The 14,613-nt window shown below is 64.2% G+C and carries 15 protein-coding genes and 4 pseudogenes; 6 read left to right on the top strand and 13 right to left on the bottom strand.

Features of this window, described 5'->3' with window-relative positions:
* Positions 1 to 319: 319 nt before the first annotated feature.
* Both tnpB and AZG88_RS18670 read left to right on the top strand, forming a co-directional pair.
* Positions 320 to 1,702, top strand: a pseudogene (tnpB, locus tag AZG88_RS18675) (IS607 family element RNA-guided endonuclease TnpB); the annotation flags it as partial.
* 449 nt (positions 1,703 to 2,151) lie between these two features.
* Positions 2,152 to 2,367, top strand: coding sequence for a hypothetical protein (locus AZG88_RS18670; protein ID WP_061698521.1), 216 nt, complete (start codon positions 2,152 to 2,154; stop codon positions 2,365 to 2,367).
* A 1,195-nt stretch (positions 2,368 to 3,562) separates the two neighbouring features.
* Here the strand turns inward: AZG88_RS18670 and AZG88_RS51790 are convergent.
* The 13 genes and pseudogenes from AZG88_RS51790 to AZG88_RS18615 all read right to left on the bottom strand — a co-directional run.
* Positions 3,563 to 3,718: a hypothetical protein gene (locus AZG88_RS51790; RefSeq protein ID WP_156517532.1), complete on the bottom strand. Its 156-nt coding sequence runs from the start codon at positions 3,716 to 3,718 to the stop codon at positions 3,563 to 3,565.
* Entirely contained in the window at positions 3,715 to 3,876 is a 162-nt protein-coding gene (locus tag AZG88_RS51785) for a hypothetical protein (RefSeq protein ID WP_156517531.1), read from the bottom strand. Before AZG88_RS51785 ends, AZG88_RS51790 begins: the two co-directional genes overlap by 4 nt.
* Positions 3,873 to 5,198: a phage major capsid protein gene (locus AZG88_RS18665; RefSeq protein WP_156517530.1), complete on the bottom strand. Its 1,326-nt coding sequence runs from the start codon at positions 5,196 to 5,198 to the stop codon at positions 3,873 to 3,875. The genes AZG88_RS51785 and AZG88_RS18665 overlap by 4 nt, the downstream gene beginning before the upstream one ends.
* A 5-nt stretch (positions 5,199 to 5,203) precedes the next feature.
* On the bottom strand, positions 5,204 to 6,049 hold the full coding sequence (locus tag AZG88_RS52665) for an HK97 family phage prohead protease (protein ID WP_063886830.1): 846 nt from the start codon (positions 6,047 to 6,049) through the stop codon (positions 5,204 to 5,206).
* Between the two features lie 178 nt (positions 6,050 to 6,227).
* A complete protein-coding gene (locus AZG88_RS18655; protein ID WP_061698519.1) occupies positions 6,228 to 6,551 on the bottom strand; it encodes a hypothetical protein in 324 nt (107 codons plus the stop codon).
* A gap of 12 nt (positions 6,552 to 6,563) precedes the next feature.
* The gene (locus AZG88_RS18650; RefSeq protein WP_061698518.1) at positions 6,564 to 6,842 is read right to left on the bottom strand and encodes a hypothetical protein; all 279 of its coding nucleotides are present in this window, start codon (positions 6,840 to 6,842) and stop codon (positions 6,564 to 6,566) included.
* 287 nt (positions 6,843 to 7,129) lie between these two features.
* Entirely contained in the window at positions 7,130 to 8,848 is a 1,719-nt protein-coding gene (locus AZG88_RS51780; protein ID WP_197487857.1) for an AAA family ATPase, read from the bottom strand.
* Positions 8,845 to 9,351 carry a hypothetical protein gene (locus AZG88_RS52660; RefSeq protein WP_197487856.1) on the bottom strand — a complete coding sequence of 169 codons (507 nt, stop codon included), beginning with the start codon at positions 9,349 to 9,351 and terminating at the stop codon, positions 8,845 to 8,847. Before AZG88_RS52660 ends, AZG88_RS51780 begins: the two co-directional genes overlap by 4 nt.
* A gap of 14 nt (positions 9,352 to 9,365) precedes the next feature.
* The gene (locus tag AZG88_RS18635; protein ID WP_061698516.1) at positions 9,366 to 9,722 is read right to left on the bottom strand and encodes a hypothetical protein; all 357 of its coding nucleotides are present in this window, start codon (positions 9,720 to 9,722) and stop codon (positions 9,366 to 9,368) included.
* Positions 9,719 to 9,967, bottom strand: coding sequence for a hypothetical protein (locus tag AZG88_RS18630; protein WP_061698515.1), 249 nt, complete (start codon positions 9,965 to 9,967; stop codon positions 9,719 to 9,721). Before AZG88_RS18630 ends, AZG88_RS18635 begins: the two co-directional genes overlap by 4 nt.
* A 6-nt stretch (positions 9,968 to 9,973) precedes the next feature.
* Complete coding sequence (locus AZG88_RS18625; protein WP_061698514.1) at positions 9,974 to 10,204, bottom strand: helix-turn-helix domain-containing protein; 231 nt, start codon at positions 10,202 to 10,204, stop codon at positions 9,974 to 9,976.
* Between the two features lie 385 nt (positions 10,205 to 10,589).
* Positions 10,590 to 11,741 (bottom strand): tyrosine-type recombinase/integrase, encoded by a 1,152-nt coding sequence (locus AZG88_RS18620; RefSeq protein WP_061698513.1) that lies wholly within the window; start codon positions 11,739 to 11,741, stop codon positions 10,590 to 10,592.
* A 150-nt stretch (positions 11,742 to 11,891) separates the two neighbouring features.
* Positions 11,892 to 12,053, bottom strand: a pseudogene (locus tag AZG88_RS18615) (MFS transporter); the annotation flags it as partial.
* A 135-nt stretch (positions 12,054 to 12,188) separates the two neighbouring features.
* Here AZG88_RS18615 and AZG88_RS18610 point away from each other — a divergent pair.
* The 4 genes and pseudogenes from AZG88_RS18610 to AZG88_RS18600 form a co-directional block, all read left to right on the top strand.
* On the top strand, positions 12,189 to 13,358 hold the full coding sequence (locus tag AZG88_RS18610; RefSeq protein WP_025433229.1) for an LLM class flavin-dependent oxidoreductase: 1,170 nt from the start codon (positions 12,189 to 12,191) through the stop codon (positions 13,356 to 13,358).
* 36 nt (positions 13,359 to 13,394) lie between these two features.
* A pseudogene (locus AZG88_RS53790) lies at positions 13,395 to 13,567 on the top strand (AraC family transcriptional regulator); the annotation flags it as partial.
* 10 nt (positions 13,568 to 13,577) lie between these two features.
* Positions 13,578 to 13,778, top strand: a complete 201-nt coding sequence (locus tag AZG88_RS18605) for a hypothetical protein (RefSeq protein ID WP_050983327.1) — start codon at positions 13,578 to 13,580, stop codon at positions 13,776 to 13,778.
* An 81-nt stretch (positions 13,779 to 13,859) separates the two neighbouring features.
* Positions 13,860 to 14,613 (top strand): annotated as a pseudogene (locus tag AZG88_RS18600) (RNA-guided endonuclease InsQ/TnpB family protein); the annotation flags it as partial.

Here is a 14,613-nt window from a genome sequence, read left to right as displayed (position 1 = left end):
GAACGTGCTCTGAGTGTCGAAGACAGTCATCGAGGTGGCTTCCGGCCTGAACGAGAAGCGCACGAAAGTTTCTAAGCTGCTTGCCGATCCGAGTGGAGCATCGGAAGCGGCTGGTCAGGTTCGGGTGCGTCGCGGCTGCTTTGTCGGTACAAGTTTGTCGGTACAAGGTCGTACTGTACTGGTGTTGGCCGTCGAGGGTGGTTGCTGGCGTGGTGCGGGAGGTGACCGAGATATTGACGTCGCGGTGTGCGCGCCTGCACCGGCAGCGCAGTTCCCGTCGCGGTGACGCCGCTACCGTGACCGCCGGTACGGACCGCCCATGATGGCCACTGCTGCACCTGCGGACCGCAGTGCCGACATCGCTGCGCCGGATCCGTCTCGATTGGTGATCCGGGCGTACGTGTATGTACTCGATCCCACCCCTGTGCAAGTCGAGGCGTTGCGGTCGCATTGCGGGGCGCAGCGTTTCGCCTACAACTGGGCACTGTCGCAGGTGAAGGCGAACCTCGACCAACGGACCGCGGAACGGTCCTACGGGATTCCTGACGCGGAGTTGACCCGGCCGATGTCGTGGTCAGCGTACAGCCTGCGCAAACACTGGAACACCGTCAAGAACGACGTCGCCGTCAACACCGACACCGGGAAGGTGTGGTGGCCGGAGAACTCGAAAGAGGCCTACAGTTCCGGAATCGCGAACTGCGCTGCCGCCCTGTCAAACTGGTCCGATATTCGGTCCGGGAAACGTAAAGGCTCGATGGGGTTTCCACGGTTCAAGGGCAAACGGGCGTTGCTCTCCTGCCGGTTCACGACGGGCAGTTTCGGGTTGGTCATTGACGGCGGGGATCGACGCCACATCCAGCTACCCCGGATCGGGGTGGTCCGGTCTGCCGAATCGACCCGCAAGTTGGCACGCAAAATCGTGGCGGGGACAGCCCGGATTCGGTCGGCGACCCTGTCGTATCGTCGAGGCCGGTGGCAGGTGTCGTTCTCCGTCGAAACGACCCTCCCCGCCAGGGCACTTCCACCCGCCACCACTCGTACCGCCGCCGCCGTCGGTGATCGTGCTGTGGGCCGTTCGGTGGTCGGAGTCGATGTGGGGGTGAAACACCTCGCGGTCCTCTCGACCGGGGAGATGATCGAGAATCCGAAACACGCACGGAAGCGGGCAAAGAGGCTTCGTCGTCTCGGGCGCCGCGCATCGCGGCGGGTCGGCCCGGATCGCCGCACCGGTCAACAACCCTCCCGCCGGTGGTTGCGCACCCGGGAACAGATCCGGACAGTACACGCCCGTATCGCGGACAGTCGCCGCGATCACCTGCACAAACTCACCACTCGACTAGTGCGGGACTTCGACACCGTCGTCGTCGAAGAGCTCAACATCGCGGGAATGACCCGTTCCGGTGGCGTCTACAAACGCGGGCTGAATCGGGCTCTGAATGATGCGGGGCTCGCCGAGATTCGGCGACAACTAATGTACAAGACCGAGTGGACCGGCACCGGACTGCACGTGGCGGATCGTTGGTATCCGTCGAGTAAGACCTGCTCGAACTGTCAGGTAGTGAAAGCCAAACTGCCCCTGAAGGTTCGGGTGTTCACTTGCGATGCGTGCGGATTCCGCGCTGATCGTGATCACAACGCTGCCCTCAACCTCGCTGCCCTCGCAGCAATTGTTGACGGTGGTGCGTCTTCGGCGAGTTGCGGACGAGACGTAAAAGACGCCCGACAGAAACCAACCATAAGACCCGCCGCTCGGCGGGCTGACGGTATCGCTGCGGGAACGCCACATAGTGGTGAACGTGGCCGGGGTAACCCGGCCGCTCATGCCGAGTGCACAAACGACACTCAGCGTGAACGGTACAGGCTCGCGTACAGTTCGTCGTTCGCCGGCCGGACCACGAAACCGACCGCGAACGTGGCGAATGCCAGCATGGTGCCGACGAACGAACTCTGATCGGGAAAGAACAGCTGGTTGAACACCAGGCGGCCAGGATCGGGAACGCGCAGCTCAACCGCCATTTCTGCATCCCAGACCGGCGCGCGTTCCGTTAACGTTCCGTCCGGGTGTGGGGTGGTGCGCCCCCTGTCGCGTAGCGGACAATGGGAACCGGCATGGCATGGCGAGGCCACCCTCGACAGATTGGAAGTACAGCCATGTCCACTACTCACGAGAACCACGTCCGGCGCATCGCCGCGCGGCAGGGGCTCCAGCTCACCAAGTCGCCTGCACGTGACCCCCAGTCGCCCGACTACGGCACGTACGGGCTTCTCACGGTCGACGGGCACCACCTCGTCGCGGGCAGTCACCAGACCGGCTACGGGCTTAGCCTCGACGATGTGGAGGAGGAGCTGGAAGCACGACGCCGCTAATTTGTACCCGTTCCGGCCCCCAATCCGCCAACAGTTGGGGGTCGGAAACTGTTGGTGAATAATGATGGTGTCGAATAAAGGTATAATTAATGCGACGAATTAACCCGGAACGACGCCCAGGATTAATCCGGACACGACCTCTGAATTATAATTCGATAAACAATTCGGGACGCGGAATTACCGCGATAAAAGGCTGGGGAACCATTGTTTCCACATTGTTTCCACGTCCGGGGAGACGGGCGCGGCAGCCCCACAAGCCACGTTAGGAACTGTCCTAACGTCATAACTGCAGGTCAGAGCGTTACATCGCGGGTGTTTTTTCAATAGAGAGACATATCTCCGCGAGAGCGGGTCACCACGGCCCTTTATGAATTTCCGGTTTTATATCCCCCCGGTGCCCTGCTCCTCTGGGGTCCACACCATTGTTTATTAAATTGCTCGGGGTGCGTGAATTAACTTGCTTCGATTAACTGATGTCGTTATTGCTGACGTCTATTAATGGCGTGAGTTATTCGCATTCCGATTAAAGGAATTAATGGATGCCAGTTGTTTACCAGACGCGACTGGATACGACGTGTTGTCCGCAGGTGCAGCGCTGGCCGATGGACCGATCGCAGGCAGGTGTGGGGGTTGTCGTGATCATCGGATCGTAGGTTTCAGGTGTTGTTGTGTTGCTTGCACTTTCACGAGCACACTTGCTTGCGTTGCAGCATCGATGAGAAGGCAACAAGTTGGTTGGTTCGTAAGCAAGGTCAGGTCGAAGGGCAACAGGCACAACGTGGTCGAGTGTCCAACTCTCACGATGGGTGTGTGGCAACGACAGGTCTATGGGCTTGTGGCACAGGTGGCACACGGGTGGCAGGGCGAGGCGCAGGGTGGCACTGAGTTCACGCCAGCGTCGGGTCTTGTGTAGTGCGGTGGCCATCGGTCGAGTCCTTCTGTCGGACAGTGGTAGACACTCACGCAACGGGTGCAGGTTATCGCGATGGCGATCCTTCACCGGGGAACCACCCAAACAATCAGACCCGGCCGACACCCGTTGCGTGAGTGCCCCTTTCACAAAACCCGGGGTGGGATAAGGACAGGTACCCCGGCGGTCTTGTGATGGTGGAGGCTCACCCGACCGAAGACTGTGCGCCCGTCAGACGTTTCGGGCATCGTACGTTCCGGTCGGGCTGCCCCCGCTTTCTCACCCTCACCCCGATATTCGCGCGTGCTTCCAGTCCGGGGACGGACGCTGAGGTCTTCGCCTGCCGTGCTGCCACTTGCCTAAACCCGTGACGATTCCGGCGGCGCGGATCTTCCGGTCGAGGTCGTCAGCGTCCACCAGGGCGGACAAATCGTCGATCACGTCTGTTCCCCCTCCGAGTCGGGGAGCGCGCGCCAGCGTTCGACTGGGACGCCCTCGCGGACCCCTCCGGGCAGGCGGGAGGTCTCCAGGTCGAGCGCCAGCGCGACGGCTGCGGCGTTCTCCTCGCGTGCTTGCTTCAGGATCTCGAATCCGCTCATGCTCTCACCCCGGTATCGACGACGAACGCTCCCGGCTGCAAAACCTGCACGTCGGCCCGCAGGTGTGCGAGGAAGGCCACCTGTTGGTTGTCGGCGTAACGCTCTGTGAGGAAACGGATTTCGAAGCCGGTGCGGATGCCGATGCCCAACAGGTTCCATTGCGCCGTGTAGACCTCGGTGCAATCGTTGCTGGCCCCCACGGTGAGGTTTGTCGGAACCTGCTTCGTCGGCAGGATCGGCAGAATCCCCTGCGGCGCAGTGAGATAATTCCCCTGCAAGTCCTTCAACTTCTGCAACGACGTCACGGTGCGCGGTGCGGTGATATGTGCGTTCGGCGTGAAGTTGTTGCCGAACACCGTTCCGGCACTGTCCAACAGCCAATCGTAGTTGCCGACCGCCGTACCGGCGACACCGTGCGCCGTCAACGTGACCCCGGCGGTGTTCAGTATGCCGCGCGGTTCGGGTGCGGTTCCGGTGCCCCGCAATGCGACCCGGTCGAGTTCCAGTGCCAACTGTGCCGCGAACGACTGCGAGATGATGTCCCCGGCGGACGGGTCGGAATCCTCGAACAGCTCCCGTGACAGGATGACGAGCCGGTCGAGGGACTTCGCCGAGAACGTCACGGCGTCGAACGACAGGTCGCCGGTCGTCACGGGTGCGTTCTCGTTGCGCCACGCGGGCGCGCCCTCCCCGACCAATCGGGGAATCTTCAACGTCTGCGCGGTCATCGGCACGGTCGTGGCCCCGGCGGCGAACACCTGGGAGGCGTTGCGGGCGAGGTCGATCACGTTCGCGGCGAGGGGGGTCGGCACCAAATGCCCGCCAGCGGTGGCGGTGCCCTCACTGAGTGCGCGGATCTCCTCCGCACCGGTCCAGTCGCCGGTGACGATGCCGCGCAGGAATTGGTCGAAACCGCCTGTGGTGGTCTGCTGCGGTGCGCCGTTGTCCCGGCACCAGTCCGAGAGAGATTGGTCCCTGGTGAGCGTCTGAGCCCCGCGCAGGGCGGCACGTGCGCCCGGTCCGCCGGGGATCTCCCCGCAGGCGCGGCGGTGGCTGTCGAACGGGGTGCCCGCCTCCCAGTGCCCCGGCTGCCCGACGGTGGCGCGCATCCGTTCGACCGATTGGTGCCGGTGCGCCAGAAACTCCAGGTCGCGTTCGATGTCGGTAAAGGTGTCTTCGTCGTCGCGGTCGAGTTTGCCGTCCTCGGAGCGTCGCAGGATGGTACGGGCATCCCCGAGCAAGCGATCTCTTTCGGCGGCGGCCTCGGCCTCGGACATGCTGCGGAGCCGGTCGAAGATGGCGTGCTTAACGTCGATTGTCATGTTGTTCACTTGCTTTCGTCGTCTTTGAGTTCTATTCCGAACTTCTTTGCCGCCGCCCGGATACGGGCCTTGATCCGGGCAAGGTCCTTCGAATCGTATTTAGCGGCGTTCTTTTCCTGGTTGATGTACGACCATGCCGCCTTGACGTGGTCCTCGGAGTCCAGGGGATAGCGTTTCTTACCGTCCTCCTGGTAGCCGGGGTCCGCGTATTCCACGTCGCAGTAGGGTTTCTTCGGATCATCGGCACGGACGGCGAGGTGTGGCCACGCGGAACGCAACAGCAGGTCGAGTCGTCGTTCCGCGCAGGACACGGACAACCGGTTGTGATGCTGCCGCATCTGTTCGGCCTGCCACAACGCTTCGATCTGCTGCGGGTCGGCGGTTCGCACCCCGGCCACGGTCGCGCCCTCGTAGGCCGGGAAACCGACCAGTGAGCATTCCATCAGGGCGCATTCGGTGCGGACGGTGACGCCGTTGTCCTGCCGGTCGCGGATCGGTCGGAAGCCGATCGAAAAGCTGTCCACGACACCGGACCGGACCAGGGCGAGGGCGTCGTCGCCGTCCCTGGTGCCCGCGATCGCGAAGGATGCGTGCAACCCGTCGGACTGTTCGAACAGGTCCACGGCCTTGCCGATGGGGAGTTTGCCCCGATCGTGGGAGACGAGTAGCCGCACCTTGTCGCCGCGTTCGGCGATGGACCGTTGGAATGCTCCGGGCGCGAACCGTTCCCGGTAGCTGCGTCCCAGTTCGTGGATCTCGGCTGTCGGCCCGTAGGGTACGACGGTGCCGAACACGGTGCGGCCGGTGTCGGCGGCGCGGAGTTCGGTTGATCGGAAAAGTATCTCGCTCATAAGGTTTTCACCATTTTTTCGGCGCGTCGAATAGATCCTGCGCTGGCATGGTGACCGGCCCTGTCCGGGGTGCCCCTCGGGCGGGGGTCCGGCGCGCGCTTCGGATACCGAGCTGTTGCTGTGGCCCGCCGCTCCGGTGTGTGGGTCGTAGTACGGCGGGCACGAGCAGTCTACCGCCTCACGGGGTGTCGGTGTCGCCGTCGAGTTCCGACGCGTCGTCGGGGGCGGTGGGGTCGGGAACCCAGCCGCCGTCCGGCATGTCGCGATTGTCGTCGTCGCAGAGCCAGGCGAGCACGTCCGCACCGCCGACGAACAGGTCGGCACCGCCCCAGGTGATCGTGACCGAGTTGGTGGCGCGGTCGATCTTCCAGACGGGTTGGATGTCCTGCGGGTGTTGCGCGCAGTGCGCGAGGCGTTCCACGAACTCGGCGGTGGGCATCTCGGCGATGCTGCGATGGATCAGATACCAGACTTTGCTGGCGAGCGTAAGGCTTGTGGTCACGGTGATTACGTCCTATTCGGTGTAGCCGGTGCGGGGATTGTGGTGATGATTGCGGGGTTCGATGGGGGGTTCCGGTGCCGGTGGCCGGTTGAAGCGTTCGACTGCCCGCTCGAAGTTCCACCGCGAACCCCAGTGTTCTGACGTGCGGTTTCGGTTGTAGATTTCGTATTGGCCTCTGCCCTTAGCTATCTCGGCCGGTGTGGGGTTGTTGTCGTCGTCGGGTAGCGGTGTTCCACTGAGTGCCCGCATGAGGGCGGCGATTCCGTCCGGGTGGAAGTGTTCGTTGTCCATTCCCGTTGCGCTCCCTCGGTATCGGTGATGCGGTCAGGTGAGGGGGCTCCGCACCCCCGTTCGGATGTCCCTCCCGCACAAAGGGTGTCTGTAGTGTCTTTTTGTTGTTTTGGCTGGTCAGCGACGGGGTCAGCGAGCGTTGGGGGGGGTGTGGAGGTCTATGAAGTGTCTGAAATCTGTCCATACATACACAACACACACACCCCTTATTTAGAGAGGTCGCCTGAAATCGCCTGTGACCAGGCAAAAAGACAAAAAGACAGACACTACAGTGTTGTGCACGGTGGTCAGTCCTCCTTCGATTCATCAGACACTTCAGACACTTCAGACAGTGGTATGTAGAGACCGCGTGAACGTTTATCGATCCGCGCCGCGTCGTACAACCGGCGGAGGTAGGTACCGGCATCGTTGCGGCTGACGTTCAGGTGGGCTGCCAGATCGGCGGCGCTGGTGCCGTTCGGATGACCGGCGACGAACGTCAGCGCGTCGAGGCTGCGATCACCGAGCTTGCTCGCGTCCCTGCGCCTCTGCACCGACGCCGCCGCGTCCATCAGGTCCTCTCCGTCGAGCGTCCACCGGCCCTTGTCGTTGACGAGCGCGTACTCGTTCTCGGGCACGTCGCGGCCGGTGACGGACAACGTCGCGTAGTCGGACAGCCGTTTACCCTTCAGGACCAGGACGAAGTCCGCCGATCCGGCGATACCCTGGGTGCCGCTCACTGAGTCCACGAAGTCGTCGGATTGCATCTTCCGGGTGTGGTGGACGACGAGCAGCGTCGCGCCCCGGCTGCGGTCGATGGCGTTCTTCAGTTTCGTCCCGATCGCGTAATCCGCCGCGTAGGAATCCTCACCGGCCTTCTTCGGTGGTTTCACCTTCCCGAGCGTGTCCAGGATGATCAGCGGTGACTCGCCCCGGTGCCGGGTCAGGAACCCTTCGATGATGGGGACGATCTGTTCTGGCCGCGCGGTCGTGATGACGTGAATCCCCGCCGGGATCGGTTGCCCTTCCATCAGTCTGCGGAACCGGGCTTGCAGGCGGCGGTGGCCGTCTTCGAGCGCGAGGTACAGCACCGGGCGTTGGGTGACGAAGATCTTCCCGAGGGCGCGTCCGCCGCCAGCGCAGGCCAGCCCGAGGTTCGCGACCAACCAACTTTTGCCGGCCTTGGGTGGGGCCACGAGCAGCCCGAACCCTTCGGGCACGACGCCGTTGACGGACCATTCGAGGTCGGGGAAGTCCTGCGAGTCGAGCCACGCGCCGTTCACCATTCCGGCGAGTAGCGCACTGACCCGGTCGACGGGGATCAGTTCGTCGAGTCCGTATCCGGCACACAGGTGGTCGGAGATGTCCTTCCCCGCCTTGACGTTCACCAGTCGCACGGAATCCGTGATGCCACGGGTGAGGATGTCGACTATCTCGGCGGCGTGCTCACGGCCCGGTTCGTCCTCGTCCTGCACCACGACGACATCGGCACCGCGTAACGGGGTCCAGTCGAATTTGGAAGCCACACCGGCACCCATGGCGTTACAGGTGGCGGTGACCCCGATCCGTTCGAGGGTGTGCACGTCCTTCTCGCCCTCCACCACGTATATCGGGAGTTGCTGTGCGATGGCGCGTGCGACGTTGTCCAGGTTGTAGAGCGTGTTCCCCTTCGTGTAGCCCTGTTGGTAGAACTGTTTCTTCCCTTGGTCGTTGAGCCGTGTCTTGCGGTGCACTTCCCGGCCGTCCCGGTAGCGGTCGTAGACGATGTCGCTGCCGGGGTCGTCGAACATGTCGGAGTATTCGAGATCGATCGCGTGCATGACGTCTTCGGCGGCGCATTGGTGTGACTGGCAGAACAGGACAGCCCCCTTGTGGCCCTGTGAGATACACAGGTTGGGTCCGCCGCCGCAGGGGGTGTCGTGTGAGTCGGTCGGGCAGGATGCGCGCCAGCCGACCCCGTTCTGTTTGGGGTTGCACCCGTGGTCGCGCAGGGCGTCGGTGATTCGTTCGAGGGCTGTGTCGGTCAATGTGAGCCTCCGAAGGTCCAGGGGACCGACCAGAGGGCGCGGACGACGAGATCGGGCCAGTCGGTGGTGGGGAACCACCGTTTTTCGCTGAGGTGTTTCGTCCGGTTGGCCAGATCGACCAGGGTCCGCACACGTTCGACCGCGATCCAGTAGTCGTCCCCGTATGGGTCCGGATCGCAGCGGCGGCGGTGGTGTGTTTCCCAGTGCCTGGTGGGGACGGTCGTGGTCGGCGGCGGCTTCGGCCGCTTCGACTGTTCCATCATGGTGGCCGCTGTGACCATCGGGAAACCGCCGCCCTCGGTCGCCTCGCCCTCGGTCGCCTCGCCCTCGCCCGCGTCTGCCTGAGCCGGTGGATATTGGAGGTGGACGTATCCGTCGCCGTCCTGGACCGGGCGGTGGCATTCGTCGCAGACGTAGGTGATTCGGACGGTAGAATCGGTGTCGTGGTTGGTGTTCGGAGTGTTGCCCCCGTTTGTTCCGGCGGGGGCCGCTTCATGTCTCATGTTGATCTTCTCTTTTACTTCGCGCACCGACGTTCTTCACGCGGTGGCCATTTCGAGGGGTTCTCGGTGATGTATCGGGCTGCGAGGGTGTAGTCGTGGTCTTCTATCCCGAAAAGTGCTGCCATAACGGACTGTTCGTGTTCCCTCGGGCACGTGACATCGAATATCGTGCGCCCGCCACCGAAGCAGATTCCCTTGCGTCGGCCTCGGGTGAAACAGGCGGTCATCGCGGAATCCTGTAGCCGGTCGTGCCAGTCGGCTTGCTCGTCGTCGGCGTCGTGGATCGGCCACCGGTCGATGATGATCTTGACCCACCTTCCGTCCCGGTAGATTTCGAGTCGCGCCCCATCGGGTGTTCTCGTTCGTTTCATCGGTCCCCACCTTCCGGCGCAGCGGCGTTCGACGTGATCCACGAGACCATGTCGATCACGAGTTGAAGGCTGGTCATCTCCTGTTTCAGCAGGACCGCAAACGCGCGAGCCGAATCCGGTTCGGAGTCAACGACACTGCGGTACCGGCTCTCGAAGTTGGTAATGACGGCGTTGTGCAATTCGGTTGTCAGCCCGTTGATCCGGCCGAGTGCCCGAAGAGCGTCGCCGTGGGAGCCTTCGCTCACGGGTGCTCACCTCCTCGGGTCTCGGCGGTGGTCGTGGAGGACGACGGGGTTCAGGATCTTTTCGAGATCGGCCCGACGGATGCGGATGCGGGTGGTGTTCCCGACACGGGCGGCGGGCAGAATCTTGTCGGCGATCATGCGCCGGACACTGACCTCGCTCATGTCGAGAAAGTCGGCTGCCTCGGCGATGGACACGAGCGGGCGGTCGTCGATGCGACGATCGGTGTTGGGGGACACGGCATTTCCCTGGTTGTGAAGGGGAGGAGCGCCCAATCGCGGTGTGGGGGAAGGGCGTTCTTCCATCGGTTGTGATTACACGTCCGAGCCTATTCCGGGGGGTGCCGCTGTTCATCTCTGAACGTACTTTGCATCAGACCCACCCGATTGATACCGTTATTGGATCGATGGGGTGGGCTGCGCAGAAACACCCCGCCTTAACCCCCTGTTAATCGAACGCTGGTGGGGATGACATTCGGTGACGAGGTTAGCCGGGGTAAGAGTGCCCTCTTTGGCACCCGTAGCCTCGCTAACCAACCGCAATATTGCGGTTCGTTACTCGTGCGAACCAAGGGTAAAGTTACCCAACGTTACTCCTGCGAACGAATTCGGAAATCCGAAAACGTTACTCCTGCGAACCGTCGTCGTCGGTGTCGCCCAACAGTTTCGACATGCGCTCGGCGATCTCCGCGTCCCGTCCGGCGGCGACCTCCTGATAGATCAGCGCCGCCCGAGGGGTGACGTGCCCCAACCGGCCCATGGTCTCCTTCAGGGTGGCCCCGGTCAGCGATGCGAGGGTGCCCGCCACGTGCCGCAGGTCGTGGATGCGCAGGTCCGGCCTGCCGATCGTCACGGCGGCGTTCCGGAACGGGCGACGGAACTTGAAGTCGGACAGGTGCCCGCCGTCCATGTCGGGGAACAGCAACGCGTCCGGGGATGCCCCGACGTGCCGCCCCAGGTGGTCCAGGACGGCCTTACGGATGTGGGGTGGCACCGACACCGTCCGGCCACCGGCGCGCGTCTTAGGGGTGGACACGATGAACTGCCCCTCCACGGTGGTGACCCCGCGTGAGATCCGGACGGCGGCGGCATCCTTCGCGACATCCTTCCGGCGCAACTCGCGCAGCTCCCCCGAGCGTGGCCCGCACCACGCCAGCAGCAGCACGGCGGCACGCAGCCGGTCCGGCATGGCGTCCGCCAAGCGTCCGATCTCGTCGCCGGTCAGCATCACATCGGTGGCCCGAGTCGACGCGGGGGACTGCCCCGCCCCACGGATACGCGCCGGGTTGCTGGGGAGGATCTCGTCGTGCACGGCGGTGCCCAGGACGGTGCGCAGCAGGCTGTAGGTGTGCGCCTTACGGGTCGGTCCCGTCTTCAGTGCCGCATACCAGGTGCGCACGGTCGAGGGGGTCACGTCCCGCACCTTCAGGGCACCGAGGGCGGGGTGGATGAACAGGCGCAGCATGTCGGCGTAGTCGTCGCGGGTGGTCGGCTTCAGCTTCCGTTCGGCGAGCCATTTCTCCGCGTAGTCGTGGACGGTGACCTCGTCGGTGTCGGGGGCGCTGCCGGGGGGTGTCCACGTCCCCAGGTCGATCTTCCGGCGGATGGACAGCAGCCAGTGGTCGGCGTCGATCTTCGCCCGGTAGGTGGCGGGTTCGCCGTACTGTGCGGAGCTGTATACCACCCCGTCGGGGCCGGTGAACTCGGGCCGGTACCTGCCGGACTTCAGCCGTTTGACGGTGCCCCAGGACCGGCGGGGGTGCTTTCTCTCGGCCATGACAATCGCCGTCCGTTCCGTCTACGTTCCGTAACCCGAGGGGGTTCGTGGGTGTCAGAGTACACCCCAGTGCACGGCGGGCGGATCGGTCGTCGCAGGTCAGAACGCTTTTTCGGGGCCTCTGCCTGCGACGATGCGGCAGGCGCAATTCTGTTTGAACACCAGGCTGGCGGCCGTCGCGTAGAGGAAGAAGTCGTACCACTCGACTGTCGTCCCCAGGAGGCTGGCGGCGACCACGGTGCGGAGCCGCTTGCGCCGCTCGAGGTCGGATTCGGTCGAGGATGTGTACGGGGCGTCGGACAGCGTAGTCATAGCGCCGCGACGCTATGACCTTTCACTCCGGCGGCGCACTGGTCCGAATCAGCGTGATCGAAACCCTCGCGCCGCGGCCCGCCCGGTGATGAACTGGATGGTGCTGCCCAGCTGTCGTCGACAAGAGGATCGCGCGTGTCTCTGCATTTCCACTGGTTCCTTCCCACCTACGGTGATTCCCGCAACCTGATGGCGGGTGGTCACGGGAGTTCCATGGCAGGAGACCGTCCGGCCACGCTGCGGTACCTCAATCAGATCGGCGCGGCGGCGGAGTCGAACGGCTTCGAATCGGTGCTGACGCCCACCGGCGCGTGGTGCGAGGACGCCTGGCTCACCACGGCCATGATGCTGGAGACCACGGAGACGTTGAAATTCCTGGTCGCGCTGCGGCCGGGTCTGCTCAGTCCCACGCTGGCCGCGCAGATGGCGGCGACGTTCCAGTGGCAGTCGCAGGGGCGGCTGTTGCTCAACGTCGTCACCGGCGGTGAGGACCACGAGCAGCGCACCTACGGCGACTACCTCGACAAGAACCAGCGCTATGCGCGCTGCGGAGAGTTCCTCGACGTCATCCGGAAGCTGTGGGCGGGAACCGGCCCGGTCGACTACACGGGCGACTACATCCGGGTCGAAAATGCTCAGCTGCAACGCATCCCCGACCCGGTGCCGCCGATCTTCTTCGGCGGTTCGTCGCCGGCCGCGGGCACCGTCGCGTCCCAGTTCGCCGACACCTATCTCACCTGGGGTGAGCCGCCCAGTGCCGTCGCCGCGAAGATCGCCTGGATCCGCGACCTCGCCGACGTGCAGGGCCGCACACTCGACTACGGCATCCGGCTGCACGTGATCAGCCGCGACACGTCCGAGGAGGCGTGGGCCGAGGCCGACCGCCTGCTCTCCGCCCTCGACCCGGTGACGGTCGAACAGGCGCAGCAGAGCCTCGCCCGGTCGGGTTCCGAAGGTCAGCGTCGCATGCGGGAACTGCACGGCGGGGGAAGTGCCTACTCGAAGGAGGCCGGAGCGCGCGCCCTCGAGGTGGCCCCGAACCTGTGGTCCGGTGTCGGGCTGGTCCGCGGCGGTGCCGGCACCGCGCTGGTCGGCTCTCACGAGGAGGTCGCCGACCGCATCGCCGAGTACGCGGCGCTCGGGCTCGATCACTTCGTCCTCTCCGGCTACCCGCACCTCGAAGAGGCCTTCAACTTCGGCGAAGGGGTCCGGCCGATCCTCGAACGACGGGGGCTGGTGCAGTCGCGCAGTCACCGCCCCGGCGACCTGTCCGGGTCGACGGCGTTCCTGTCCTCGAGTCGGTAGCCGCTGTCAGACTGGGGGCATGGCGGCGGTCGGGCGAGCGCGAACCTGACGGTCACCGAGATCTGCCGCCTCGTCGGGTACACCAGCCTCGGGTCGTTCGGTGCCAAATTCCGTCAGCTGGTCGGCGCGTCGCCGTCGGTGTGTCAGGCGAAGTTCGCCGAGCACGGGGCGCCGCGCATCCTGGGTGCCACGTGTTCATGCACGGCTGAGCGACCGCCGGTGACCGCCGCAATTTCGGAGAAGCGCCGCCCCCTCGACGCCGACACGGCAGACGCGGTCCGCCGGTCGCTCGAGAGCGGGACGATGGGCAGATTCGGGTTGATCACCACCGACTGTCACGAGACGTACCGGGATTTGGTCGCCAGGGTCGTCGAGTTCACGCAGCCGACGGCATTACGGCATCGAGGCGGTAATCCGTGAGTCTTTCGGCGCATACCCGGTCCTTCAGGTCCGGGATAGCCGATCTGGTTTTGTCGGACCGTGTGGCTAGTGTCTTCGGTCATGGCGGGGAGGGTGGTGAAGCGGGCGTACAAGTACCGCTTCTATCCGACCGCGGTGCAGGCGGAACAGCTAGCTCGAACGTTCGGATGCACCCGGTATGTCTACAACCGGGCATTGGCCGAGCGGACGCGTGCCTGGTCGCAGGAGCAGCGACGGGTCACCTACGCGGACACGTCGAAGATGCTCACCGATTGGAAGCGAGACACCGAGACCGCGTGGTTGTCGGAGCCGTCGAAGGGGCCGCTGCAGGAGTCGCTGCGACAGTTACAGGGTGCGTTCGACAGGTTCTGGCGCAAGCAGACCGGATACCCGCAATTCAAGAAGAAGGGGCGGTCGAAGGAGTCGGCGACCTACTTCTCGAACTGCTTCACCTACCGCGGCGGGCAGATCCGGTTGGCCAAGCAGACCGAACCGCTGGATGTTCGGTGGTCGAGGCCGCTCCCGGAGGGGGCAGTGCCGTCGCAGGTGACGGTGTCACGCAATGCACGCGGTCAATACCACGTCTCGATTCTCGTCGAGGACACGATTCCCGAACTCGAACCGGCCGATCGGGTGGTCGGACTCGATGCCGGGATCACGAGCCTGTACACGCTCTCGACGGGGGAAAAGATCACCAACCCGCGTCACGAGCGCAGGGACCGTGCGCGGTTGGCGAAGGCGCAGCGGGTGCTCGCCAGGAAGGAGAAGGGATCCCGTAACCGGGCCAAGGCCCGACTGAAGGTCGCGAAGATTTTTGGTCGGATCGCCGATCGGC

It is taken from the genome of Rhodococcus sp. LB1, from assembly GCF_001583455.1.
Classification (GTDB): Bacteria; Actinomycetota; Actinomycetes; order Mycobacteriales; family Mycobacteriaceae; genus Rhodococcus_F; species Rhodococcus_F opacus.
The sequence above is the reverse complement of the archived record's forward strand: the minus strand, read 5'-3'. Positions and strand labels throughout refer to the sequence as shown.